The sequence below is a fragment of the Pseudomonas sp. G1002 genome, assembly GCF_013385455.1.
GTDB lineage: Bacteria > Pseudomonadota > Gammaproteobacteria > Pseudomonadales > Pseudomonadaceae > Aquipseudomonas.
In genome coordinates, this window is the sequence record NZ_JACAPY010000027.1 from 84957 (window position 1) to 109223 (window position 24267).

Annotated in this window: 22 protein-coding genes; 14 read left to right on the top strand and 8 right to left on the bottom strand. The window is 62.0% G+C overall.

All coding sequences use genetic code 11. The annotated features are described in order from the left end of the window. Positions 1 to 30: 30 nt before the first annotated feature. The 5 genes from bioD to bioB all read right to left on the bottom strand — a co-directional run bounded on the left by bioD (position 31) and on the right by bioB (position 4622). Positions 31 to 711: a dethiobiotin synthase gene (bioD, locus tag HX801_RS14615; protein ID WP_008434374.1), complete on the bottom strand. Its 681-nt coding sequence runs from the start codon at positions 709 to 711 to the stop codon at positions 31 to 33. Next, entirely contained in the window at positions 708 to 1517 is an 810-nt protein-coding gene (gene bioC / locus HX801_RS14620; protein ID WP_177022293.1) for a malonyl-ACP O-methyltransferase BioC, read from the bottom strand. Before bioC ends, bioD begins: the two co-directional genes overlap by 4 nt. Continuing rightward, entirely contained in the window at positions 1510 to 2241 is a 732-nt protein-coding gene (locus HX801_RS14625) for an alpha/beta fold hydrolase (RefSeq protein WP_177022294.1), read from the bottom strand. Before HX801_RS14625 ends, bioC begins: the two co-directional genes overlap by 8 nt. Then, positions 2234 to 3412, bottom strand: coding sequence for an 8-amino-7-oxononanoate synthase (gene bioF, locus HX801_RS14630; protein ID WP_177022295.1), 1179 nt, complete (start codon positions 3410 to 3412; stop codon positions 2234 to 2236). The genes HX801_RS14625 and bioF overlap by 8 nt, the downstream gene beginning before the upstream one ends. Positions 3413 to 3566: 154 nt before the next feature. Then, positions 3567 to 4622, bottom strand: coding sequence for a biotin synthase BioB (gene bioB, locus HX801_RS14635; protein ID WP_003211072.1), 1056 nt, complete (start codon positions 4620 to 4622; stop codon positions 3567 to 3569). 89 nt (positions 4623 to 4711) lie between these two features. On the opposite strand from bioB, the gene HX801_RS14640 reads away from it, so the two are divergent. The 5 genes from HX801_RS14640 (at position 4712) to rarD (ending at position 10401) form a co-directional block, all read left to right on the top strand. Continuing rightward, positions 4712 to 5449, top strand: a complete 738-nt coding sequence (locus tag HX801_RS14640; protein ID WP_177022296.1) for a ComF family protein — start codon at positions 4712 to 4714, stop codon at positions 5447 to 5449. Positions 5450 to 5506: 57 nt separating this feature from the next. Next, on the top strand, positions 5507 to 6271 hold the full coding sequence (locus HX801_RS14645; RefSeq protein ID WP_177008818.1) for a TOBE domain-containing protein: 765 nt from the start codon (positions 5507 to 5509) through the stop codon (positions 6269 to 6271). A gap of 71 nt (positions 6272 to 6342) precedes the next feature. Continuing rightward, the gene (locus tag HX801_RS14650) at positions 6343 to 8241 is read left to right on the top strand and encodes a PhoX family phosphatase (RefSeq protein WP_177022297.1); all 1899 of its coding nucleotides are present in this window, start codon (positions 6343 to 6345) and stop codon (positions 8239 to 8241) included. Between the two features lie 193 nt (positions 8242 to 8434). Continuing rightward, entirely contained in the window at positions 8435 to 9409 is a 975-nt protein-coding gene (locus HX801_RS14655) for a serine/threonine protein kinase (protein ID WP_003211077.1), read from the top strand. A gap of 107 nt (positions 9410 to 9516) precedes the next feature. Next, positions 9517 to 10401, top strand: a complete 885-nt coding sequence (rarD, locus tag HX801_RS14660; RefSeq protein WP_177022298.1) for an EamA family transporter RarD — start codon at positions 9517 to 9519, stop codon at positions 10399 to 10401. 222 nt (positions 10402 to 10623) lie between these two features. Here rarD and HX801_RS14665 read toward each other — a convergent pair whose 3' ends face one another. Continuing rightward, complete coding sequence (locus tag HX801_RS14665) at positions 10624 to 11142, bottom strand: glycine cleavage system protein R (protein ID WP_003211081.1); 519 nt, start codon at positions 11140 to 11142, stop codon at positions 10624 to 10626. A 420-nt stretch (positions 11143 to 11562) separates the two neighbouring features. On the opposite strand from HX801_RS14665, the gene HX801_RS14670 reads away from it, so the two are divergent. Then, complete coding sequence (locus tag HX801_RS14670; RefSeq protein WP_177022299.1) at positions 11563 to 13740, top strand: malate synthase G; 2178 nt, start codon at positions 11563 to 11565, stop codon at positions 13738 to 13740. A 59-nt stretch (positions 13741 to 13799) separates the two neighbouring features. Here the strand turns inward: HX801_RS14670 and HX801_RS14675 are convergent, their stop codons facing one another. Next, positions 13800 to 14225, bottom strand: coding sequence for a hypothetical protein (locus HX801_RS14675; RefSeq protein WP_177022300.1), 426 nt, complete (start codon positions 14223 to 14225; stop codon positions 13800 to 13802). Positions 14226 to 14360: 135 nt separating this feature from the next. Further along, on the bottom strand, positions 14361 to 14807 hold the full coding sequence (locus HX801_RS14680; RefSeq protein ID WP_003211086.1) for a response regulator: 447 nt from the start codon (positions 14805 to 14807) through the stop codon (positions 14361 to 14363). A 246-nt stretch (positions 14808 to 15053) separates the two neighbouring features. On the opposite strand from HX801_RS14680, the gene HX801_RS14685 reads away from it, so the two are divergent. The 8 genes from HX801_RS14685 (at position 15054) to HX801_RS14720 (ending at position 24069) form a co-directional block, all read left to right on the top strand. Next, entirely contained in the window at positions 15054 to 16976 is a 1923-nt protein-coding gene (locus HX801_RS14685; RefSeq protein ID WP_177022301.1) for a putative nucleotidyltransferase substrate binding domain-containing protein, read from the top strand. After that, on the top strand, positions 16973 to 17680 hold the full coding sequence (locus tag HX801_RS14690; RefSeq protein WP_177022302.1) for a 3'-5' exonuclease: 708 nt from the start codon (positions 16973 to 16975) through the stop codon (positions 17678 to 17680). Before HX801_RS14685 ends, HX801_RS14690 begins: the two co-directional genes overlap by 4 nt. Positions 17681 to 17940: 260 nt before the next feature. Further along, on the top strand, positions 17941 to 18459 hold the full coding sequence (locus tag HX801_RS14695; protein WP_010167452.1) for an RNA polymerase sigma factor: 519 nt from the start codon (positions 17941 to 17943) through the stop codon (positions 18457 to 18459). After that, positions 18456 to 19424, top strand: coding sequence for a FecR family protein (locus tag HX801_RS14700; protein ID WP_177008822.1), 969 nt, complete (start codon positions 18456 to 18458; stop codon positions 19422 to 19424). Before HX801_RS14695 ends, HX801_RS14700 begins: the two co-directional genes overlap by 4 nt. Before the next feature lie 211 nt (positions 19425 to 19635). Next, positions 19636 to 22065, top strand: a complete 2430-nt coding sequence (locus tag HX801_RS14705) for a TonB-dependent siderophore receptor (protein ID WP_177022303.1) — start codon at positions 19636 to 19638, stop codon at positions 22063 to 22065. A 62-nt stretch (positions 22066 to 22127) separates the two neighbouring features. After that, positions 22128 to 23231, top strand: a complete 1104-nt coding sequence (locus HX801_RS14710) for a PepSY domain-containing protein (protein WP_177022304.1) — start codon at positions 22128 to 22130, stop codon at positions 23229 to 23231. Further along, positions 23228 to 23404: a hypothetical protein gene (locus HX801_RS14715; RefSeq protein ID WP_003209216.1), complete on the top strand. Its 177-nt coding sequence runs from the start codon at positions 23228 to 23230 to the stop codon at positions 23402 to 23404. Before HX801_RS14710 ends, HX801_RS14715 begins: the two co-directional genes overlap by 4 nt. Positions 23405 to 23439: 35 nt before the next feature. After that, the gene (locus HX801_RS14720; protein ID WP_003209214.1) at positions 23440 to 24069 is read left to right on the top strand and encodes a glutathione S-transferase; all 630 of its coding nucleotides are present in this window, start codon (positions 23440 to 23442) and stop codon (positions 24067 to 24069) included. Positions 24070 to 24267: the final 198 nt, after the last annotated feature.

The following is a 24267-nucleotide window of genomic DNA, read 5'->3' on the forward strand; positions in this document are numbered from 1 at the left end:
AATGGCATAATGCCTTCTCGATAGGCAAAACTAGTCAAGCAGGTCCAGTTGCAAGTACGCGGCGACCGCTTCGGCGCTGGGATGCTTGAGCTTGGGCACCCTTCCCAGGCATGGCGCGGGGAGTCGTTCAGCCAGGGTCGCGAGGTTTTCTTCCAGACGAGAGGTCTTGGGGTCGATGATATTGGCCACCCAGCCCGCCAGCGGCAACCCGTCCCGGGCGATGGCTTCTGCGGTCAGCAACGCGTGGCTGATACACCCCAGCCGCACACCCACCACCAGGATTACCGGCAGCTTCAGCGCCTGGGCCAGGTCCGACAAATTGTCCTGGTCCGCCAATGGCACACGCCAGCCGCCCGCACCTTCGATCAAGGTGAAGTCCGCCTGCTTGGCGAGAACGTGCTGCATGGGTTTCAACAACGACTGCACCGTCAGCGCCACGCCGGCTTCACGGGCCGCCAGATGCGGCGCGATGGCCGGCTCGAAGGCCACCGGGTTGACCTCGGCATAACTCAACGGCAACGAACACTCGGCCAGCAACGCCAGGGCGTCCGAATTGCGCAGGCCCTTGGGCGTCAGCTGGCACCCAGAGGCTACCGGCTTGCCCGCCGCCGTACTTTTGCCGGCTTGCCGCGCGGCATGCAGCAGGCCGGCAGCGACGGTGGTCTTGCCGACGTCGGTGTCGGTCCCCGTAATGAAGTAAGCGGCATTCATAGAGGTTTCTCCAGGACGGCGTACACCACTTGATAAGTTGCCGGCAGGCCCTGGGCCTGGCGGAACTGCTCGTAGGCTTGCACCAGTGCAACAATCCGCGCCCGGCCCGTCAACCCTCCTGGGCGCCCCGGGTTCAGATTGTGCGCACCCAACGCTTTCAGTTCGTGGGTCAGGCTGCGCACGTCGGGGTAATGCAACACGTGGGGACACTGCTCCAGGCTGCGCACCCGCAAACCACTGGCTGCGCACAGTTGCTCATAAGCACTGAACGGCCGGAAGCGGTTCACATGAACCATGCCATCCGCTGCGCGCCAGCTTTCGCGCAACTCATCCAGCGTACCCACGCAGAGGCTGGCAAACGCCAGCACGCCGCCGGGCTGCAATACGCGCCGCGCTTCGCTGAGCACTGCGGCAAAATCCGAGCACCACTGCACCGCCAAACTGGAGTAGATCAGCCCGCAACTGGCGTCCTGCAACGGCAAACGCTCGGCATCGCCAGCGATGAAATGTTGTGCACCGCCCAGCGGCCGGGCGTGCTTGAGCATGCCCTCGGCGATATCCAGGGCGAAACCCTGGCTACCCGCAAACGACTGGCCCAGCACACGACTGAAATAGCCCGTGCCACTGCCCAGGTCCAGCCAGCGTTGTGGAGAAAGACCTTCGGGCAAACGCCGCAACAGCTCGCTGCCCACCGCACGCTGCAACTCGGCAACGCTGTCGTAACTGGCGGCTGCGCGGGAAAAGGAGGCCGCTACCTGGCGCTTGTCTGGCAAACCGCCGGGCAACACATGGGACAAATCAGTCATCACCGCACTCATGCAAAAAAGCCTGGATGGCCCCCGCCACACCGTGGGGGTCCTCCAGTAGAAAAGCGTGACCGGCCTGTTCAATCAGGCCGATTTCAACGTCAGGCAACAAGGCGAACAACTCACTCGCCACTTCAGCCGGAACCAGCCCGTCCAGCCCGGCAAACAGATGCAACTGCGGCCCTTGAAAGTCGACCAACGCCTGACGGGTGTCCAATCGGCCCAACAGCTCCAGACCACTGAGCAAGGTTTGCGCGGAGGTTTTAGGGGCACCCGCCAGCAATAGCCGAGCAACTGATCGGGGATCGCTGGAGCCCCGGGCGCAAAGCAGACTGAAGCGTTTTAACGTCGCAACCGGATCAAGGCGGCAACCGTTAAGAAACGCAATAAAATCCTCTTCGTGCATGCCATGGTCCCAGCGGGACCAGGCCACGAAGCTTGCGTTGCTGGCAAAGGTGAGCAAACCGCAACAATGATCACCGCGCCGCGCGGCCAACTCGGCAGCAAGCATGCCACCGAGGGACCAACCACCCAGCCAGACGTCTTGGGGCAAGGTCGAATCCAGCTCATCGAGCCACTCTTGAAGGTCGTCCGACTCCACGCCCGGCAACGGTTCGATCTGCACCTGCAAGTGTTCATCCAGCCCCTGCAACGCCGCCGCCAACGGTTCCAGCGGCGAAACGCCGAGGCCCCAGCCAGGCAGCAATATCAGTCGATCACGCATGGTCGGGCTCCTGGCCTAACAAGCGGAAACACTCTTCCAATGCGCTTAACAATAGCTGCACCTGGGCTTCACTGTGGGCCGCCGTGAGAGTCACCCGCAGACGGGCACTGCCGGCGGGCACGGTCGGTGGGCGGATCGCGGTGACCATCAGCCCGCGCTCGCGCAGCATCTGCGACAAACGCACGGCGCGGGCACTGTCGCCAATCATGATCGGCTGGATCGGCGTGAAACTGTCCATCAGTTCCAGGCCAATCTGCTCGGCGCCCTGACGGAACTGGCGGATCAGCCCATTGAGATGCTCCCGCCGCCAATGCTCGGTGCGCAGCAGTTCCAGGCTTTTCAGCGTGGCGCAGGCCAATGCCGGCGGTTGGCTGGTGGTGTAGATATACGGGCGGGCGAACTGGATCAGGCTTTCGATCAGCTCTTCGCTGCCCGCCACAAAGGCGCCGGCGGTACCGAAAGCCTTGCCGAGCGTGCCCACCAATACCGGCACGTCTTCCTGGCTCAAGCCAAAATGCTCGACGATCCCGCCACCGTTGGCGCCCAAAGGCCCGAAGCCATGGGCGTCATCCACCATCAACCATGCGCCCCTGGCCCGGGCTTCACGGGCCAGCGCCGGCAAGTCGGCCAGGTCACCGTCCATGCTGAACACGCCGTCGGTCACCACCAGCGTATTGCCGGTGGCTTTCTCCAGGCGCTTGGCCAGGCTTTCAGCATCGTTGTGCAGGTAACGATTGAAGCGCGCACCCGAGAGCAAACCGGCATCCAGCAACGAGGCGTGGTTAAGGCGGTCTTCCAGCACCGTATCGCCCTGCCCCACCAGCGCGGTGACGGCGCCAAGGTTAGCCATGTAACCGGTGGTGAACAGCAGCGCCCGCGGGCGACCAGTGAGGTCGGCCAGGGCCTCTTCCAGTTCATGGTGCGGCGTGCTGTGGCCGATCACCAGATGCGAAGCGCCGCCACCCACGCCCCAGCGAGCCGCGCCCGCGCGCCAGGCTTCAATCACTTGCGGGTGATTGGCCAGGCCCAGGTAATCGTTGTTGCAGAACGCCAGCAACGGCTGGCCGTCGACCACCACGTCAGGGCCTTGCGGGCTCTGCAGCAGTGGACGTTGGCGATACAGGTGTTCGGCACGACGAGCCGCAAGACGCGCGGCGAGATCGAAAGACATGCAGACCTCGGTAGATCAGGTTGAACGCAGTCAAAAATGTGGGAGCGGGCTTGCTCGCGAAAGCAGTGGATCAGTCAGCTTATGTATTGGCTGACACACCGCCTTCGCGAGCAAGCCCGCTCCCACATTTGGGTGGCATTCCAAAGTGGACTTATCAAACAGCCGCGTTATAGAACTGCTCGCTGCTCTTCTGCTCCACCAGCGCCTGCTCGATCGCCGCCTGGTGCACTTCATCGGCGTGCTCTTCACGAGCTTCCGGCAAGATGCCCAGGCGCGAGAACAGTTGCATGTCCTTGTCCGCCTGCGGGTTGGCAGTGGTCAGCAGCTTGTCGCCGTAGAAAATCGAGTTGGCGCCGGCAAAAAACGCCAGGGCCTGCATCTGCTCGTTCATCGCCTCACGCCCGGCCGACAGCCGCACATGGGACTGCGGCATCAGGATGCGCGCCACCGCCAGCATGCGGATGAAGTCGAACGGGTCGATGTCGTCGGCGTTTTCCAGCGGCGTACCGGCAACTTTCACCAGCATGTTGATCGGCACCGACTCCGGATGCTCCGGCAGGTTGGCCAGTTGGATCAGCAGGTTGGCGCGGTCGTCCAGGGACTCGCCCATGCCGAGGATGCCGCCGGAGCAGATCTTCATCCCCGAATCACGCACGTACGCCAGGGTTTGCAAGCGCTCACCGTAGGTGCGGGTGGTGATGATCGAACCGTAGAACTCCGGCGACGTGTCGAGGTTGTGGTTGTAGTAATCGAGGCCGGCCTGGGCCAGGGCTTCGGTCTGGTCCTGGTCGAGACGGCCGAGGGTCATGCAGGTTTCCAGGCCCATAGCTTTCACGCCTTTGACCATCTCCAGCACGTAGGGCATGTCTTTGGCTGACGGATGCTTCCAGGCGGCGCCCATGCAGAAACGGGTCGAACCGATGGCCTTGGCGCGAGCGGCCTCTTCGAGGACCTTCTGCACTTCCATCAGCTTCTCTTTTTCCAGGCCGGTGTTGTAGTGGCCCGACTGCGGACAATATTTGCAATCTTCCGGGCAGGCGCCGGTCTTGATCGACAGCAGCGTGGAAACCTGGACGCGGTTGGCGTCGAAATGCGCGCGGTGCACGGTCTGCGCCTGGAACAACAGGTCGTTGAAGGGCTGTACGAACAGCGCTTTGACTTCGGCTAAAGACCAATCGTGACGCAGGTTGGCAGTGATGCTGGCGCTCATGGGCGATTCCTTGATTATGCTTTGGCAAGCCCTGTGGGAGTAATACCCACAGGTACGACACGGATGCTCGGCATATTTAAGGAAGATTCATGCACTGTCAACTTGAGAACAAACACGAGGTTTACATCTGGTTAAAAAGCAACCAAACCTGTTTAATCTGCGATGAAAGCAGCGGAACGGCCGATCCTGTCTGCGGCGCCTGCGAAACCGAGCTGCCCTGGCTGATGGAACATTGCGAGGTGTGCGCACTGCCGTTGCCGGCGACGGGCCTGGTGTGCGGCCAGTGCTTGAAGCAACCTCAGGCGTTCAAGCAGGTCGTCGCGCCGTGGACCTACAGCTTCCCCATCGACAGCCTGATCAGCCGTTTCAAGCATCAGGCCCGCTGGCCGCTGGGGCACCTGCTTGCGCACCTGTTGGGACAATTCCTTCAACACCGCTATGAAGATGCCGCGCTGGCTCGCCCCGACTGCCTGCTGCCCGTGCCCCTGGCCCGCAAACGCCTGCGGGAACGGGGCTTCAACCAGGCGGCGATGCTCGCCCGCTGGCTGAGTGAGGACCTGAACATCCCCTGGGATGAGCACCTGCTGTCACGGCCGCGTGAAACCGTGGCGCAGCAAGACCTGGACGCCAGGACCCGCAAGCGCAACCTGCACCAGGCCTTCGCCCTGGCCGACGGCGCGCAAGTCAAAGGCCGGCACTTGGCGCTGATCGACGACGTACTGACCACCGGCGCCACCGCCAGCAGTCTCGCCCGCCTGTTGATGGATGCCGGCGCCCGACAGGTGGATGTGTATTGCCTGGCCCGTACGCCCAAGCCCGGCACATGACTTGACTCGCGGGCGTCCTGCCCGCAACGTCAGCCCATTCCATCGAAGCGTGTAACCATGTCCCTGCCAACCCTCTTGAGCCAACACATCGTCCGTCGCCCGCAGCGCATTGCACTGCTGCAACATATTGCCGAACAAGGCTCCATCACCCGCGCCGCAAAGAGTGCGGGGCTGAGCTACAAGGCGGCCTGGGACGCCATCGACGAACTGAACAACCTGGCGCAAAAGCCGCTGGTGGAACGCAGCGTTGGCGGCAAGGGCGGTGGCGGCGCCAGGTTGACGGCCGAGGGTGAGCGGGTATTACGCCTTTACCAACGCCTGCAGGTGTTGCAAGCCCAGGTGCTGGATTCCGCCGAAGACGCCAGCGACTTCAACCTGCTGGGCCGCCTGATGCTGCGCACCAGCGCACGTAACCAGTTGCACGGCCGGGTGATCGCCATCGACAGCCACGGCCGCAATGACCTGATTCGCCTGGAGCTGGCAGCCGGGCTGCGCCTGGATGCGCAGATCACCCACGACAGTACCTTGCGCCTGGAGCTGGAGATCGGCACCGAAGTCGTCGCCCTGATCAAGGCCGGCTGGCTTGAAGTACTGGCCGTCACGCAGGCAGCAACACCTGGACACAATTGCCTGGAAGGAAAAATCGACGCCATTCTCGATGCCGAAGACGGCCCCAGCGAGGTGCGGATCACCTTGCCCAACGGCCAGGTTCTCTGCGCCCTGGCCCGGCCCGACGCGCTTGCGCAGATCCATGCCGCCGAAGGCCTGCAGGTGAAGGTGCAGTTCTCCCCCAGCAACGTGCTGCTGGGCACTCCGGTGTAGCGCTTCAAACTGCAACAATTTCGTCACGACTGCTCCCTAAGGTGGCTGCAAAAACCCGCAGGGAGCCTGAAATGAGCCTATTAGAAGAAAACCAAGCCACCGACCTGGAACAGATGGTCGGCCTCAGCCGCCGGCGTTTTATCGGCGCCGGCGCCCTGTGCGGTGCCGCGATGTTCCTCGGCGGCAACCTGCTGACCCGCAGCGCCCTGGCGGTCAACGCCGCGTCGAACAGCCCGCTTCTGGGCTTCGCCAGCATCGCCTCGGCCACCAGCGACACCATCACCCTGCCGCCCGGCTACAGCGCCTCGGTACTGATCAGCTGGGGCCAGCCGCTGCACAAGAACGCGCCGGCCTTCGACCCCAGCGGCAACGGCACGGCCAAGGCCCAGGAACAGCAGTTCGGCGACAACAACGACGGCATGAGCCTGTTCGCCTTCCCCGGTGACGACAACCGCGCGCTGATGGCGATCAACAACGAATACACCAACTACCGCTACCTCTACGCCCACGGTGGCGCGCCGCAATCGGCGGAAGACGTGCGCAAGGCGTTGGCCAGCGAAGGGGTGTCGGTGATCGAAGTACGGCGCAAAGGCGACACCTGGCAGTTCGTCCAGGACTCGCGCTACAACCGGCGCATCCACGGCAACTCGCCAATCCGCTTCGGTGGCCCTGCGGCGGGCCATGCCTGGCTGAAAACCAGCGCCGACAAAACCGGCAAAAAAGTCCTCGGCACCTTCCAGAACTGCGCCAACGGCAAGACCCCGTGGGGCACGTATCTCACCTGCGAAGAGAACTTCACCGACTGCTTCGGCAGCAGCAACCCGCAACAGACCTTCGACGCCGGGCAGAAACGCTATGGCGTGGTCGCCGCCAGCAAAGACATCAACTGGCACCCCCACGACCCCCGATTCGACATGGCCAAGAATCCCAACGAACTCAACCGCCATGGCTGGGTGGTGGAAATCGACCCGTTCGACCCGCAATCCACACCGGTCAAGCGCACCGCCCTCGGCCGCTTCAAGCATGAAAATGCTGCGCTGGCGGAAACCCGCGACGGCCGCGCCGTGGTGTACATGGGCGACGACGAGCGCGGCGAGTTCATCTACAAGTTCATCAGCCGCGACAAGATCAATCACAAGAATCCCAAGGCCAACAAGGACCTGCTGGACCACGGCACCTTGTACGTGGCGATCTTCGACGCGGGAGACGGCAATGCCGACCACCCCAAGGGCCAGGGCCAATGGGTCGAGCTGACCTACGGCAGGAACGGCATCGACGCCAACAGCGGTTTTGCCAGCCAGGCCGAAGTGCTGATCCACGCGCGCCTGGCCGCCAGCGTGGTGAAAGCCACCCGCATGGACCGCCCGGAATGGATCGTGGTCAGCCCCACCGACGGCCAGGTGTATTGCACCCTGACCAACAACGCCAAGCGCGGCGAAGACGGCCAGCCGGTGGGCGGCCCGAACCCGCGGGAGAAAAACGTCTACGGGCAGATCCTGCGCTGGAAGGCCAATGCCAACGACCATGGCGCGCCGGACTTCAGCTGGGATTTGTTTGTGGTGGCCGGCAACCCGGCGGTGCATGCCGGCACGCCAAAGGGCGGCTCATCCAACATCAACCCGCAGAACATGTTCAACAGCCCGGACGGCCTGGGCTTCGACAAGGCCGGGCGGTTGTGGATCCTCACCGATGGCGACTACAGCAACGGCGGCGACTTTGCCGGGATGGGTAATAACCAGATGCTGTGTGCCGACCCGTCGACCGGTGAAATTCGGCGGTTCATGGTGGGGCCGGTGGCCTGTGAAGTGACCGGGATCAGCTTCTCGCCGGACCAGAAAACCCTGTTTGTGGGGATTCAGCATCCGGGGGAAACCGGTGGCTCCACCTGGCCGGAGCATCTGCCGAATGGCAAGCCACGGTCCTCGGTGATGGCGATTCGTCGGGATGATGGCGGGATCGTCGGCGCCTGATAAGGCCTCTTCGCGAGCAAGCCCGCTCCCACACTTGACCGCATTCCTAAGGTGGAACTCGGTCAAATGTGGGAGCGGCGGTGCGACGATTCGACTTGCTCGCGAAGGCGTCAGAACAGTCACCACCTATCTCGACCCCGGTGCGTTACCATACCCGGCCGGACGCGGCGCCCTGCTGCGCGCAGGAGTTCGCATGGCACACCCGTTTGAAACACTGACCCCTGACCTGGTGCTCGACGCAGTCGAAAGCATCGGTTTCCTCAGCGACGCCCGCATCCTCGCGCTCAACAGCTACGAAAACCGTGTCTACCAGGTCGGCATCGAAGACTCCGAGCCCTTGATCGCCAAGTTCTATCGGCCGCAACGCTGGACCAACGAAGCGATCCTCGAAGAACACAGTTTCACCTTCGAACTGGCCGAGTGCGAAGTGCCGGTGGTGGCGCCGATGATTCACAACGGTGAAAGCCTGTTCGAGCACGCGGGTTTTCGCTTCACCCTGTTCCCGCGCCGTGGCGGACGCGCACCGGAGCCGGGCAACCTCGACCAGTTGTATCGCCTCGGCCAATTGCTCGGCCGCCTGCATGCGGTCGGTTCCACCCGCCCCTTCGAACACCGCGAAGCCCTGGGCGTGAAGAATTTCGGTCACGATTCCCTGAACACCCTGCTGGAAGGCAACTTCATTCCTCGCAGCCTGCTGCCAGCCTACGAGTCCGTGGCCCGCGACCTGCTCAAGCGTGTGGAGGAGGTCTACAAGGCCACGCCCCACAAGAACATCCGCATGCACGGCGATTGCCACCCCGGCAACATGATGTGCCGCGACGAGATGTTCCATATCGTCGACCTCGATGACTGCCGCATGGGCCCCGCCGTTCAGGACCTGTGGATGATGCTCGCCGGTGATCGTCAGGAATGCCTGGGGCAACTGTCGGAATTGATGGACGGCTACCAGGAATTCCACGACTTCGACCCGCGCGAGCTGGCCCTGATCGAACCCCTGCGTGCCCTGCGCCTGATGCACTACAGCGCCTGGCTTGCACGGCGCTGGGACGACCCGGCGTTCCCCCACAGCTTTCCCTGGTTTGGCAGCGAACGTTACTGGGGCGACCAGGTTCTGGCGTTGCGTGAACAGTTGTCGGCGCTCAACGAAGAACCGTTGAAGCTGTTCTGATCCCTGCCGTCTGGGCCCTGACCTTGGGCCCTACACTTTCAACACACATCCGCTGACAAATATCCTTACAATCGCGGCTTTGTTAGCTGCCTAAGCAAGGATTCTGCATGCAAGCCGCCAACCCCCGTCGCGGGTACATATTGGGCCTGAGCGCCTACGTCATCTGGGGCCTGTTCCCGATCTACTTCAAGGCCATCGCCAGCGTTCCCGCCGCAGAAATCATCGTCAACCGCGTGCTGTGGTCGGCGCTGTTCGGCAGTCTGCTGCTGATAGTCTGGAAACACCCGGGCTGGCTCCGAGAACTGCGGGACAACCCCAGGCGCCTGGCGATCCTGGCCCTGAGCGGCACCTTGATCGCGGCCAACTGGCTGACCTATGTGTGGTCGGTGAACAGTGGCCGCATGCTGGAGGCCAGCCTGGGTTACTACATCAACCCGCTGGTGAACGTGCTGCTGGGCATGGTGATCCTCGGCGAGCGCCTGCGCCGGCTGCAATGGGTGGCCGTGGGCCTGGCAGCGGTAGGCGTGGCGCAACAGGTTTGGCAAGTCGGCAGCATGCCGTGGGTATCCCTGGTCCTGGCGGCGACCTTTGGTTTCTACGGGTTGATCCGCAAGCAGGCGCCGGTCAAGGCATTGCCCGGGCTGGTGGTGGAAACCTGGATGCTGGTGCCGATTGCCATCGCATGGTTGCTGTTCAACCCCTCGGCCCACAGCGCACAGATGGAATTCTGGAGCACCTCCGAAGCGTGGTGGCTGGTGGCCGCAGGCCCGGTGACGCTGATCCCGCTGGTGTGTTTCAACGCCGCCGCACGGCATTTGCCCTACACCGCCCTGGGCTTCCTGCAATACGTGGCGCCCACCCTGGTGCTGCTGGAAGCCGTGCTGTTGTTCAACGAACACCTGGCACCCGCCACGCTGATCGCCTTCTGCTTTATCTGGGCCGGCCTGGTGGTTTACAGCATCGACGCCTGGATGACTGTGCGGAAAAACTGATCAAATAACGTACAAACCTCTGCAAGCCACAGCTGGTGTGGCTTGCAGGCATTCACCCCAAGGTTATCCACAGCCTGGTCCCCGGCGTTTGTGCACAAGCCCTTGAAACTGTTCGTTTTTTAGCCAGCTGGCGAAGAGCCACGGCCCGCCTGGGCCGGACGCGGGTCTCTACAGGTTATCCACAGGCCCATGCAAGATTTCCATGCATAACCTTGTGGGCAACTATTCCTCGCTGCGTAGTTCCAGTTCCACCATCAAGTCGTCGGCCAGGGTTTCCAGCGCCGCCTGCAAGGTTTCCAGCGGCAGCGTCAACGGCACCGCCAGCAAGGCTTCGGCGTGGAACAGCAGGTCGCTGCTCATGGGCGCCGGGCGCACGTCGGTGATCAAGCGCTCCAGGTTGACGCCCTGCTTGCTGAGCAGCGCGGTGATGTCGCGAACAATCCCCGGCCGGTCGTTACCGACCAGTTCCATCGCGATGGGTTGCGACTCGCTGGGGGCGAGCGAACTGCTTTCGCCCAGCAGCACGCGAATGCCGTGGGTGGACAAGTCTTCCAGCGCGCCAATCAAGTCCAGCCGATTTTCCGCCGGCACGCTCACCCGCAAAATCCCGGCAAACTGCCCGGCCATGTGCGCCATGCGGCTTTCCAGCCAGTTGCCGCCATGGGCGGCGATGCATTGGGCGATGCGTTCGACCACACCGGGTTTGTCCGGGGCGATGACAGTCAGTACGAGATGGTCCATGGTGTCGTCCTCTTCTTATGAAAATCAGGTAGGAACCAGGCGTTCCCCTCGTACCTACCAAGGTGGACTCAGGTAGCCACGAAAACAAATCGTGTACCATTTTTATATTTATATGGAACAATCCAATAGTTTTTTGAGAACATCCCGTACCCCACTGTGACCGTACGACCAAAGTGGGTCGCTAAACGACGTATTTAGTCTAATTTTCACAACCGCAACTCATCATGTAGTATGCCCAATCGCGCACTACATAACGTTAGGTCGATGTCTGCCAAGGCAACCACGCACCGCGACGCCGCCCGCCCAGCCGCCTTCTACGGCATGTACTGGTGCAGCGTGTTCACGGTTTACATGGCCAGAGGCTTCATTGGTAAATTGAAAAGCTGAAAAGCGCATAAGCTCCGCAGAGTGAGGCAAGCAATGACTGAACACGTTCAAGTTGGTGGCCTGCAGGTCGCCAAAGTCCTGTTCGACTTCGTGAACAACGAAGCCATTCCTGGTACCGGCATCACCGCCGACCAGTTCTGGGCCGGTGCCGACAAGGTCATCCACGACCTGGCGCCGAAGAACAAAGCCCTACTCGCCAAACGCGACGATTTTCAAGCGCGGATCGACACCTGGCACCAGGCGCACGCCGGCCAGGCCCACGACGCGGTGGCCTACAAAGCCTTCCTTCAAGATATCGGATACCTGCTGCCAGAAGCCGCGGATTTCCAGGCCTCGACCCAAAACGTCGATGAAGAAATTGCCCACATGGCCGGCCCGCAACTGGTGGTGCCGGTGATGAACGCCCGTTTCGCCCTCAACGCCTCGAATGCGCGCTGGGGTTCGCTGTATGACGCGCTGTATGGCACCGACGCCATCAGCGAAGCCGACGGCGCCGAAAAGGGCAAAGGCTACAACAAGGTGCGTGGCGACAAAGTCATCGCCTTCGCCCGCGCCTTCCTTGACGAAGCCGCGCCATTGGCTGCCGGCAGCCACGTGGACTCCACTGGCTACAAGATCGTCGACGGCAAGCTCGTGGTCAGCCTCCAGGGCGGCAGCAACAGCGGCCTGCGCAGCGATGCCCAGTTGATCGGCTACCAGGGCGACGCAGCCAAGCCGACCGCCATCCTGCTGAAGCACAACGGCCTGCACTTCGAAATCCAGGTCGACGCCAGCACCCCGGTCGGCCAGACCGACGCCGCCGGCGTGAAAGACGTGCTGATGGAAGCCGCCCTGACCACCATCATGGACTGCGAAGACTCCGTCGCCGCCGTCGATGCCGATGACAAGGTGGTGATCTACCGCAACTGGCTCGGCCTGATGAAGGGCGACCTGTCGGAAGAAGTCGCCAAGGGTGGCAAGACCTTTACCCGCACCATGAACGCCGACCGCGTCTACACCGGTGCCGACGGCAAGGAAGTGACCCTGCACGGTCGTTCGCTGCTGTTCGTGCGTAACGTTGGCCACTTGATGACCATCGACGCGATCCTCGACAAGGATGGCAACGAAGTGCCGGAAGGCATTCTCGATGGCCTGCTCACCAGCCTGTCGGCGATCCACAGCCTTAACGGCAACACCCGCCGCAAGAACAGCCGCACCGGTTCGGTCTACATCGTTAAACCGAAAATGCACGGCCCGGAAGAAGCTGCGTTCACCAACGAGCTGTTCGGTCGCATCGAAGACGTGCTGAAGCTGCCGCGCAACACCCTCAAAGTCGGGATCATGGACGAGGAGCGCCGTACCACGGTCAACCTCAAGGCCTGCATCAAGGCCGCCAGCGAGCGCGTGGTGTTTATCAACACCGGCTTCCTCGACCGTACCGGCGACGAGATCCACACCTCCATGGAAGCCGGCGCGATGGTGCGCAAGGCCGCCATGAAGGCCGAGAAGTGGATCGGCGCCTACGAAAACTGGAACGTGGACATCGGCTTGAGCACCGGCCTGCAAGGCCGCGCACAAATTGGTAAAGGCATGTGGGCGATGCCCGACCTGATGGCCGCCATGCTGGAGCAGAAGATTGCTCACCCGCTGGCCGGCGCCAACACCGCGTGGGTTCCTTCGCCGACGGCGGCTGCGCTGCATGCGCTGCACTACCACAAGGTTGACGTGTTCGCCCGCCAGGCCGAACTGGCCAAGCGCGAACGTGCTTCGGTAGACGATATCCTGACCATTCCCCTGGCCCAGAATACCGATTGGTCCGAGGAAGAAATCCGCAACGAGCTGGACAACAACGCCCAGGGCATCCTCGGTTACGTGGTGCGCTGGATCGACCAGGGCGTGGGTTGCTCGAAAGTCCCGGACATCAACGACGTCGGCCTGATGGAAGACCGCGCCACCCTGCGTATCTCCAGCCAGCACATTGCCAACTGGTTGCGCCACGGCATCGTCAATGAAGCCCAGGTGATGGAAAGCCTCAAGCGCATGGCGCCGGTGGTGGACCGTCAGAACGCCGGGGATGCGCTGTATCGTCCGCTGGCTCCGGATTTCGACAGCAACATCGCGTTCCAGGCAGCGGTGGAGTTGGTGATTGAAGGGACCAAGCAACCGAACGGCTATACCGAGCCGGTGTTGCACCGTCGGCGTCGGGAGTTCAAGGCCAAGAATGGTCTGTGAGTAAGCGCTAGAAACGAAAAAGCCCTGACCTATCGATCAGGGCTTTTTTGTTTGGGATGTCAATCGGACTCAACGGTGTAGTTCCCATTAAGCGTGACCGTTCCTCCGTCCGATTCAAACGTTACGTTTGTAAGTTTCCCGATGTGCTTGAAGGTAGTACCGGACTCCGGACGATCGACCAGCACAGTGAGGTCACCCAGCACAGGCTGATGGTATGAATGGCCGTCGGCATCGCGGTAGGTGACATTAAGAAGTGGAGCTTTCCGATGATGCGGCCCGGCTTTCAAGTCGCTTCCGTAGTAGATACGAACACTCTCAACTGCACCGTCCAAAGCGCTCCAGGAGAGATAGCCAAAGACGTCTGTAGGCACAAATACATGACTCAAGGTGCCATCTCGCGAAACTTCAATACGAGCATCACCACTGCTTGAAGTCTTGGCCTTGTGCAGTTCTTTCTCATCGATATTGAATTTTTCAGTACTCATGATGAACTCCTGTCCACAAATTGATTAGGTGCAGGCCTGCGACCCACCCCCTCCTAATCAGTAAACATGCGAAGTTCGATACTTTCCTACTGTCAGAATTGACAGTTCTTCGCGAAATCAGACCAATGGCACCGTCTAGGACGCCATCCCCAACTCCCGCTTCACCATTTTCGCCAGCTTCACGCTATCAATCGGCTTGAGCAAAAAGTCCACCACGCTCAAATGCATCGCATCAATCACATCCGGCGCTTCGGCGTCACCCGACATGATGATGATCGGCAGCGCCGCCCGGGTGGATTCGCGCACCTGGCGAATCAATTGCAGCCCGTTGCTCGGCGTCATGCGCAGGTCGGTGATCAGCAAGCCGATGGAGCTGCTGGAACTCAACAAGTCCCATGCAGCCTCGCCGCTGTCGGCAGTCATGCAACGAATGCCGTCCAGGCCAAGAATTTCTGCCAACAGTTCGCGCGCGTCCTTGTCGTCATCCACGATCAAAACCCGTTGTGGCGGCAAATCCGGCTCCTGCATAACAGCACTCAGGGCCTCGCGCTCGGCATCACTCAAAATATCGTGGTCGGACATACGTTTCTCGGCAGTTCTATTCAATCTCCCAGCACAGAAGTCAGACATCGCCGGAAGGGCGAACAATGTGCACTTCGTCGGAAAGTTTGCCTAGTGGGCGTTCTACGGGGTTTGGACGATATTCATGTAAGGTTTTTCCCTAGTCGTGGAAGGCATAACGCTACCTAGACTTACGTCCAATGGGCACCCGCAGCGCAGGAGTCGACCATGGGGCACGATAACGACAAAAAAACTGCGGTCATAGGTATGAGTAAAGCTGATGCTTTCACACAAGCGGGGAAAACCGCTGTGTTGCAGAACATCCACGGCACCCTGCAATTCCTGCAACGCTTCCCGCCGTTCAACCAAATGGAAAACGCCCACCTGGGATTTCTGGTAGAGCAGTGTCAATTGCGCTTCTACGGCCCCGGCGAGAGCATCCTCAAGCCCTCGGGCGGGCCGGTGGAACACTTCTATATCGTCAAGCAGGGGCGCGTAGTCGGCGAGCGGCCGGACTCGACAGAAACCACCTTTGAAATCACCACCGGTGAATGTTTTCCGCTGGCGGCGCTGCTGGGGGAGCGGGCCACCCGTACCGAGCACAAAGCCGCCGAAGACACCTTCTGCCTGCAACTGAACAAGCCGGCCTTTATCAAGCTGTTCGCCCTTTCCAGCGCGTTTCGCGACTTTGCTTTGCGCGGCGTGAGCAGCTTGCTGGACCAGGTCAACCAGCAAGTCCAGCAAAAGGCCGTGGAAACCCTCGGCACCCAATATTCGCTGAACACCCGCCTGGGCGAATTGGCCATGCGCCACCCGGTCACCTGCAGCCCTCTGACGCCGCTGCGTGAAGCGGTCACGCAAATGCACGAGCAGCAAGTGGGCAGCATTGTGATCGTCGATGAACACAAGGCGCCCCTGGGGATTTTCACCCTGCGGGACCTGCGCCAGGTGGTGGCCGACGGCACCAGTGATTTCAACCAGGCCATCGAGCGCCATATGACCCAGGCGCCGTTTTTCCTCACGCCGGACCACAGCGCCTTCGACGCGGCGATTGCGATGACCGAGCGGCATATCGCCCACGTGTGCCTGGTCAAGGATCAGCGCCTGTGTGGCGTGGTGTCCGAGCGTGACCTGTTTTCCCTGCAGCGGGTTGACCTGGTGCACCTGGCGCGCACCATCCGCAATGCGCCCAGGGTCGAAAACCTGGTGGCGATTCGTGGCGAAATCGGCCAGTTGGTGGAGCGCATGCTCGCCCACGGCGCGTCGTCTACGCAGATCACCCACATCATCACCTTGCTCAACGATCACACGGTGTGCCGTGTCATCGAGTTGACCCTGGCCGACAAGGGCGACCCGGGCGTGCCATTCAGCTGGCTGTGTTTCGGCAGCGAGGGCCGCCGCGAGCAGACGCTGTATACCGACCAGGACAACGGCATCCTGTTCGAAGCCCGGGACGCCGCCGAAGCCGCCGAGATTCGCGGGCGCCTGCTGCCGCTGGCACAACAGATCAACCAGAGCCTGGCGCTGTGCGGCTTCAGCCTGTGCAAAGGCAATATCATGGCCGGTAACCCGGAGCTGTGCCTGTCCCGGGCGGAATGGGCGCGGCGCTTTTCCGGGTTTATCCGTGAGGCGACGCCGGAGAATCTGCTGGGTTCGAGCATCTATTTTGATTTGCGGGTGGTGTGGGGCGATGAGCAAGGGTGCGAGCAATTGCGCCAGGGCATTCTCGACCAGGTGGCAGACAACCGTTTGTTCCAACGCATGCTGGCCGAGAACGCGTTGCGCCAGCGCCCGCCGGTAGGGCGCTTCCGGGATTTTGTGTTGACGCGCAAAGGCGCCGACAAGGCAACCCTCGACCTCAAGGTGCAAGGCCTCACGCCATTTGTCGACGGTGCCCGTCTGCTGGCATTGGCCAACGGCATCAGCGCCATCAACACCCTGGAGCGCTTGCGCCAACTGGTGGCCAGGGAAGTCATCGAACGCCTTGATGGCGCCGCCTATGAAGAGGCCTATCACTTCATCCAGCAAACCCGCATGCAACAACACCAACTGCAAACCCGCGAGAACCTGCCCTACTCCAACCGCGTCGATCCCGACAGCCTCAACCACCTCGACCGGCGCATCCTGCGCGAATCCCTGCGCCAGGCCCAACGCCTGCAAGGCAGCCTGACGTTGCGGTATCAGCTGTGAACTGGTTTGGCTGGTTGCGCAAACCCAAACCTGGCCTGGATGCGGCGCAACAACGGCGCGTCGAACAATTGCCCACACCTGGGGAACTGGGGGACGGATCGCTACGGGCCCAGCGCTGGGTGGTGGTGGACCTGGAAACCAGCGGCCTGAACCTCAATCGTGACCAGGTGCTTTCCATTGGCGCCGTGGTGATCGAGGACGGCGCAGTGGACTTCTCGCAATTGTTCGAACGCACCCTGCACCGGGCCGAGACCAAGCTCAACCCCAGCGTGCTGATCCATGGCCTGGGGCCCAGCGCCATTGCGGCGGGCAGTGACCCGGCAGAAGCGCTGATGGACTTCATGGAGTTCGTCGGCGACAGCCCGCTGCTGGCGTTTCATGCGCCCTTCGATCAACACATGCTGTGCCGGGCACTCAAGGACAGCCTGGGCTATCGCTTGAATCACCCGTTCCTGGACGTGGCCGACATCGCCCCGCTGCTGTGCCCCGACGCGAACATCCGCGAAGCCGGGCTGGATGACTGGATCACGCATTTCAAGCTGCAAGTGGGCGAGCGTCACCATGCCAGTGCGGATGCGTTGGCAACGGCGGAACTGATGCTGATCTTGTTCAGCCGCGCACGGCAGCAGCAGATCGACAGCCCACACGCGTTACAACAGCGCCTGGGCCAGTGGAAACGCCGCAAGCAAGCGCCCTCATTCTAAGTGTGGCGAGGGAGCTTGCTCCCGCTGGGGTGCGAAGCGCCCCCAAATCAGCCAACCCATTTCCAACTGAATAAATGCACTGCCTGGATTACGACTGCTGCGCAGCCGAGCGGGAGCAAGCTCCCTCGCCACAGTAAGCGGCATCATCATGATAGATAGCATTACGCCGCCGCCCGACCAACGCCAATTGCACCCGCCTTACACCTCTGCCACAATCGCGAATAATTCTCGTTAGTTTAAACTTTCCGATCGGTGTCGCCTTGTCGTCAATCCAAAGTCCCCACAGTGAGCTTGTTGGCGCGTTGTACCGCGACCATCGCAGCTGGCTGTTGGCGTGGCTGCGACGCAACGTGGCCTGCCCCAGCCGCGCCGAAGACCTCAGCCAGGACACCTTCATGCGCCTGCTGGGCCGTGAAGAACTGCGTGAACCCCGCGAGCCGCGGGCGTTCCTGGTGGCCATCGCCAAGGGCCTGCTGTTCGATTATTTCCGCCGCGCCGCGCTGGAACAGGCTTACCTCACCGAACTGATGCTGATCCCGGAAAGCGAGCACCCGTCCCCGGAAGAACAGCAACTGATCCTCGAAGACCTCAAGGCCATCGACCGCCTGCTGGGCAAACTCTCGAGCAAGGCCCGCGCGGCCTTCCTCTACAACCGCCTCGACGGCATGGGCCACGCCGAAATCGCCCAGCGCCTGGGGGTTTCCGTGCCGCGGGTGCGGCAATACCTGGCCCAGGGTATCCGCCAGTGCTACATCGCCCTGTATGGCGAGCCGCTGTGAGCCCGGTCAGTTCCAAGCCGGTGTCGGCGCGGGTGCTCGACGCGGCCATTGCCTGGCAACTGTCCCTCGACTCGGGCGACGGCAGTGCCGTGGAGCAGGAAGAATTCGCCAAATGGCTGGCCAGCAACGAAGAACACGCCCGCGCCTGGCGCCAGTTGGGCATGCTCGATCAGCGTTTCAGTGTGGCCTCGGGCCCGGCCCGTGCGGCATTGCTGCAGTCGCGCGAAGGCATTCGCCGCCGCGTGCGCAAGCTCGGTAGTGGCCTGGCCAGTGTGGTGCTGGTGTGCGGCCTGGCATTGTTCGTCGGCCAGCGCTACGTGCCGCTCAACTATTGGCTGGCCGACCAGCGCACCGCCACCGGTGAACAGCGCACCCTGAAGCTGGCGGATGGCACCGTGATCAACCTCAACACCCACAGCGCCATTGACGTGCGCTTTGACGAGAAACGTCGGCTGATCGTATTGCAGGAAGGCGAGATCCTTGTCGAAACCGGCCACAACGACGCCCGCCCGTTTTTTGTCGAAACCCGCGAAGGCAGCCTGCGCGCCCTGGGCACACGGTTTATCGTCAAGCGCGAGGAAGATGGCACCCGCCTCAGCGTGTTGCAGTCTGCCGTCGGCGCACAGCCTGAAGCGCTGCATCAAGAGCAGATCTTCAAGGAAGGCCAGCAAGTGCTGATGCGCCGCGACAGCCTCGGCCCGATGCTTGCCGTCAGCCCCGGCACCGACGCCTGGACGCGCGGCATGCTGGTGGTGGACAACGCGCGGCTCGGCGATGTGGTTGCCGAGCTGAGCCGCTACCGCACCGGTTACCTGGGTGTGGATAAACAGGTGGCCGACCTGCGGATCACCGGCAGCTTTCCGTTGCACGACACCAACCTGGCACTGAACGCGCTGCTGCCGACCTTGCCGGTGCAGATTCAACAACACACGCCGTGGTGGGTGACGGTGGCGCCCAAGCCGTAGGCTCCTGTGGTGCATAGGCCATTGTCATCGCAGGCAAGCCAGCTCCCACAGGTGGAATGCGTTCCCCTGTGGGAGCTGGCTTGCCTGCGATGAGGCCCTCAAAAACAGCACTCACCCACTAATAGAAATTATTTTCATCGAGCCCTATCACTTTTTGCATCTCGCTCGGCACATAGGCAATTGAGAAATATTTCCATTCAGGAGCCGCCCTATGTCCCGCACGCTAGACACCTTGTTGCGCCCCAGCCTGTTGGCCGTGGCCATTGCCCTCAGCGCCCCGCTGGCCAGCACCCAGTTGCTCGCCGCCGAACAAGCGTCCAGTGTGCGCGCCTACAATCTGCCGGCAGCGTCGCTGGCCACCACCCTGAACCAGATCGCCAGCCAGGCCGGTTTGGCGCTGACGCTGAACCCGGGGTTGGCAGCGGGCAAGACTTCCGCGCCGGTAAAAGGGCAATTCGATGCACAAGGCGCATTGCGTGAAGCGTTGCGCGGGACCGGGCTGCAACTGGAGCAAAGCAGTGCAGGCACGTTCAGCCTGGTAGCGATCCCGGATGGGGTCGTGGCATTGCCGGAGACCAGCATTACCGGCCAGGCCGACGCGGAAAGCGCATGGGGGCCGGTTGATGGTTACCTGGCGACCCGCACCGCTGCCGGCACCAAGACCGATACCGCACTGGTCGAAGCCCCGCGTTCGATCTCCGTCGCCACTCGCCAGCAAATGCAGGACCGCAACGTCCAGAACCTGGATGACGCCGTCAAATACATGCCCGGTATCGTGTCCGCCAGCTACGGCAGTGACACCCGCTACGACTGGATGCGTGTACGCGGCTTCGAACCCACCCAGTTCCTCGACGGCCTGCCGCTGCCACGCGGCGTGTATGCCAACCCGAAAGCCGAAACCTGGAACCTCGACCGCCTTGCGCTGCTGCGTGGGCCGGCCTCGTCGGTCTACGGCCAGACCCCGCCCGGCGGCCTGCTGGATATGGTCAGCCGCCGCCCCAGCGCTGAATCGAGCAATGCCATCCAGGTGCAGTACGGCAGCGACAACTACCGCCAGATCAACTTCGCCAGCACCGGCAAGATCGATGATGAAGGCCAGTTTCTCTACGGCCTCAGCGGTGTGGTGCGCGACGCCGGCACCCAGGTCGATCACATCGACAACAAGCGCTACAACATCGCCCCCAGCCTGACCTGGAATATTGATACCGACACCAAGCTGACGTTCCTGTCGCAGTTCACCCGCGACGATACCGGCGCCACCAGTCAGTTCCTGCCCATTGTCGGCACCAAGATCAAATCGCCGCTGGGGGACATCTCTCATCACAAGAACCTTGGCGACCCGGACTACGAGTACTACGACCGCACCTACTACGCGCTGGGCTACGCCTTCGAGCATCGCTTCAACGATACCTGGCAGTTCAAGCAGAACCTGCGTTACACCAAGTCGGAGCTGGCTTTCCAGCAACTGACCGTGGGTTCCTACGGTTACTCGACCATTGATGCCGAGGGCAATACCAGCCGCGGGTCGACCAACGTCGACGAAAACATCGGCCAGTTCGCCGTCGACAACAATTTCCAGGCTGACTTCGCCACCGGTGATATCACCCACACGCTGTTGCTCGGCCTGGATCACCAGCGCACCGACACCTCGTACCTGTCGATCTTCGGTGACGGCGGCACAGTCAACCTCTACAACCCCGTCAACACCAAGCCGGTGGTGCGTCCGGCGCGCTCCACCGCTTATTACGACTACAACCAGAAAACCATCCAGACTGGCCTTTACGCCCAGGACCAGATGGCCCTGGACAAGTGGCGCCTGACTCTTGGCGGGCGTGAAGACTGGGTGCACCAAGGCACCACCTACTTCAACAAAAACGATGCAACCAATACCGACCGCAGCAAGAACTTCAGTGGCAACGCCGCGCTGAGCTATGTGTTCGATTCGGGCTTCGTTCCGTACCTCTCCTACGCCGAATCGTTCCAGCCAGCGAGTAACGCCAGCGTCTCGCCAACCGAGTCGTACAAACCCACCGAAGGCAAGCAATGGGAATTGGGGGTCAAGTACCAACCACCCGGCTCAAATACCCTGCTGAGCGCAGCGGTGTACGACCTGACCCAAAAGAACGTGCTGGTTACCAGCTTCGGTGCCGGTGGCCAGTCGATCACCGACCAGACCGGCGAAGTGAAGGTCAAGGGCCTGGAATTGGAAGCCGTCTCTGACGTGACCGAGAACCTTAAGGTCATCGCGGCATACACCCTGGCCAAATCCGAAGTGCAAAAAGGCCAATACAAAGGCAACCGCCTGCAACTGATGCCAAACCAGCAAGCCTCACTGTGGACCGACTACACCTGGCACGCCGGTGTGCTCGACGGTTTCGGCATTGGCGCGGGTGCCCGCTACACCGGCAATACCTATGGCGACCAGGGCAACACCTGGCTGGGCAAGGCCAATGCCTACACCGTGTTCGATGCCTCCGTGCATTACGACCTCGGCCGCCTGGACAACAGCCTCAAGGGGGCTTCGGTGAAACTGAATGCCACCAACCTGTTCGACAAGGACTACATTTCCACCTGCGATGCTTCCTACTGCTACTACGGCGACCAACGCAGCGTCGTCGCCAGTGCCACCTACCAGTGGTAATCGGCTGAGTTAACAACCGGGCCGCCCCCGTGGGCGGCTTCGGTGTGTCTGAAGGCTAGAAAATGAAAAGCAAAACCATCCGCCGCTGGTCCTTCATCCACACCTGGACCAGCCTCGTCTGCACCGTATTCCTGCTGCTGCTCGCCCTCACCGGCCTGCCGTTGATCTTCCACCACGAGATCGACCACCTGCTGGGCAACGAACCCGAGCTGGCACAGATGCCCGCCGATACCCCACAGCTGAACCTCGAACAGCTTGTTGCCAAAGCCCAGGCCCATCGCCCCGGCGAAGCCATGCAATACCTGGCCTGGGACGAAGACGACAAGAACGGCGTGATCGCGATCATGGCCGCCACCGCCGGCACCGAACCCAATTCCTCCCACACCTTCATGCTCGACGCCCGCACCGGCGAAGCCCTGGAAACGCCTTCGGCCAACGGCGGGCTGACGATGTTCCTGCTGCGCCTGCACGTCGATATGTTCGCCGGGCTGCCGGGCAAGTTGCTGCTGGCGTTCATGGGCATTATGTTTGTGCTGGCGATCATCTCCGGCACGGTGTTGTACCTGCCGTTCATGCGCCGGCTGAAATTCGCCACGGTGCGCCAGGACAAATCCACCCGTCTGCGCTGGCTCGACCTGCACAACCTGATCGGCGTGGTCACCCTGACCTGGGCGCTGGTGGTGGGCGTGACCGGCGTGATCAGCGCCTGCGCCGACCTGATCATCGCCGCGTGGCGCACCGACAGCCTCAGCGCAATGATCGAGCCTTACAAAAACGCCCCGCCGCTGACCCTGCGCGCCCCCGCCACCGACCTGCTGACGATTGCCGCCAAGGCCGCGCCCGGGATGGAGCCGGACTTTATCGCGTTCCCCGGCACGCGTTTCTCCAGCGAGCATCACTACGCGGTGTTCATGAAAGGCAGCACCCACCTGACTTCACACCTGCTGACGCCGGTATTGATCGACGCCAGCAACCTGCACGTCACCGCCATCGCCGAACGGCCGTGGTACATGGACGCCATGGGCATGTCCCAGCCGCTGCACTTCGGTGACTACGGCGGCATGCCGATGAAGATCCTGTGGGCGGTGCTGGATGTGCTGACCATCATCGTCCTGGGCAGTGGCGTGTACCTGTGGCTGGTGCGGCGCAAGGCGGCCAAGTCATGAAGCCGAGGCAATCGAGTTTCTGGAAGGTATTCGGCATTCCGCTGGCCATCGGGTTGTTGAGTGCTGCCGGATTGTTTGCGGCATTGCTGGGGGACGGCTTGTGGGATTCGCTGAGCTGGGTGGGGCTGGGCATTCCGGCCGCCATAGGTAGCTGGGCGTTGCTCAAGCGTTGAGATAGATTAGCGCTGCCCTTTTCCGAGGAATGCCCATGTCCACCCCCAGCATGACGTTGTTCCACAACCCTGCCTCGCCGTTTGTGCGCAAAGTACGGGTGTTGTTGCACGAGACCGGTCAACTGGACCGCGTGACCTTGCACGCCTGCGTGCCGACGCCGGTCAAGCCCGACGCCGATGTAATCCTGGACAACGCGCTGGGCAAGATCCCCGCCCTGCGCCTGGCCGACGGCAATGCGCTGCACGACAGCCGGGTGATCCTCGATTACCTCGACTACCAACACACCGGGACTCCACTGATCCCCCGGAACGGCCCGGCCCGCTGGCGGCGCCTGACCCTGGCCTCGACCGCCGACGGCATCATGGATGCCGCCGTACTGGTGCGTTATGAAACCGCCATGCGCCCCGAGGAAAAACATTGGGACCTGTGGCTGGAAGGCCAGCGCGACAAGATCCGCCGCGCCCTCGACATGCTCGAACAGGACGCCATCGCCGAACTGGCCGGGCCGTTTGACGTGGCCGCGATCAGCGTGGCGTGTGCACTGGCTTATCTGGACTTCCGCCACCCGGACATGCAGTGGCGGTCGAGCCATCCGAAGCTGGCGGCGTGGTATGCCGAGGTGAGTCAGCGGCCGTCGATGCTCCAGACCCAGCCACCGGCCTAACCTGCTGCAAGGGCCCCTCTGTGGCGAGGGAGCTTGCTCCCGCTGGAGTGCGAAGCGCTCCCAGGATTTTTGGGGCCGCTGCGCAGCCCAGCGGGAGCAAGCTCCCTCGCCACAAAAAGCTCCCGGGCCAAAGGGAACAGCGCGTTGATCCTCACCACTAACTGCGCGCCCTCTTGCTGATCTTCCCGCAACCCCAAC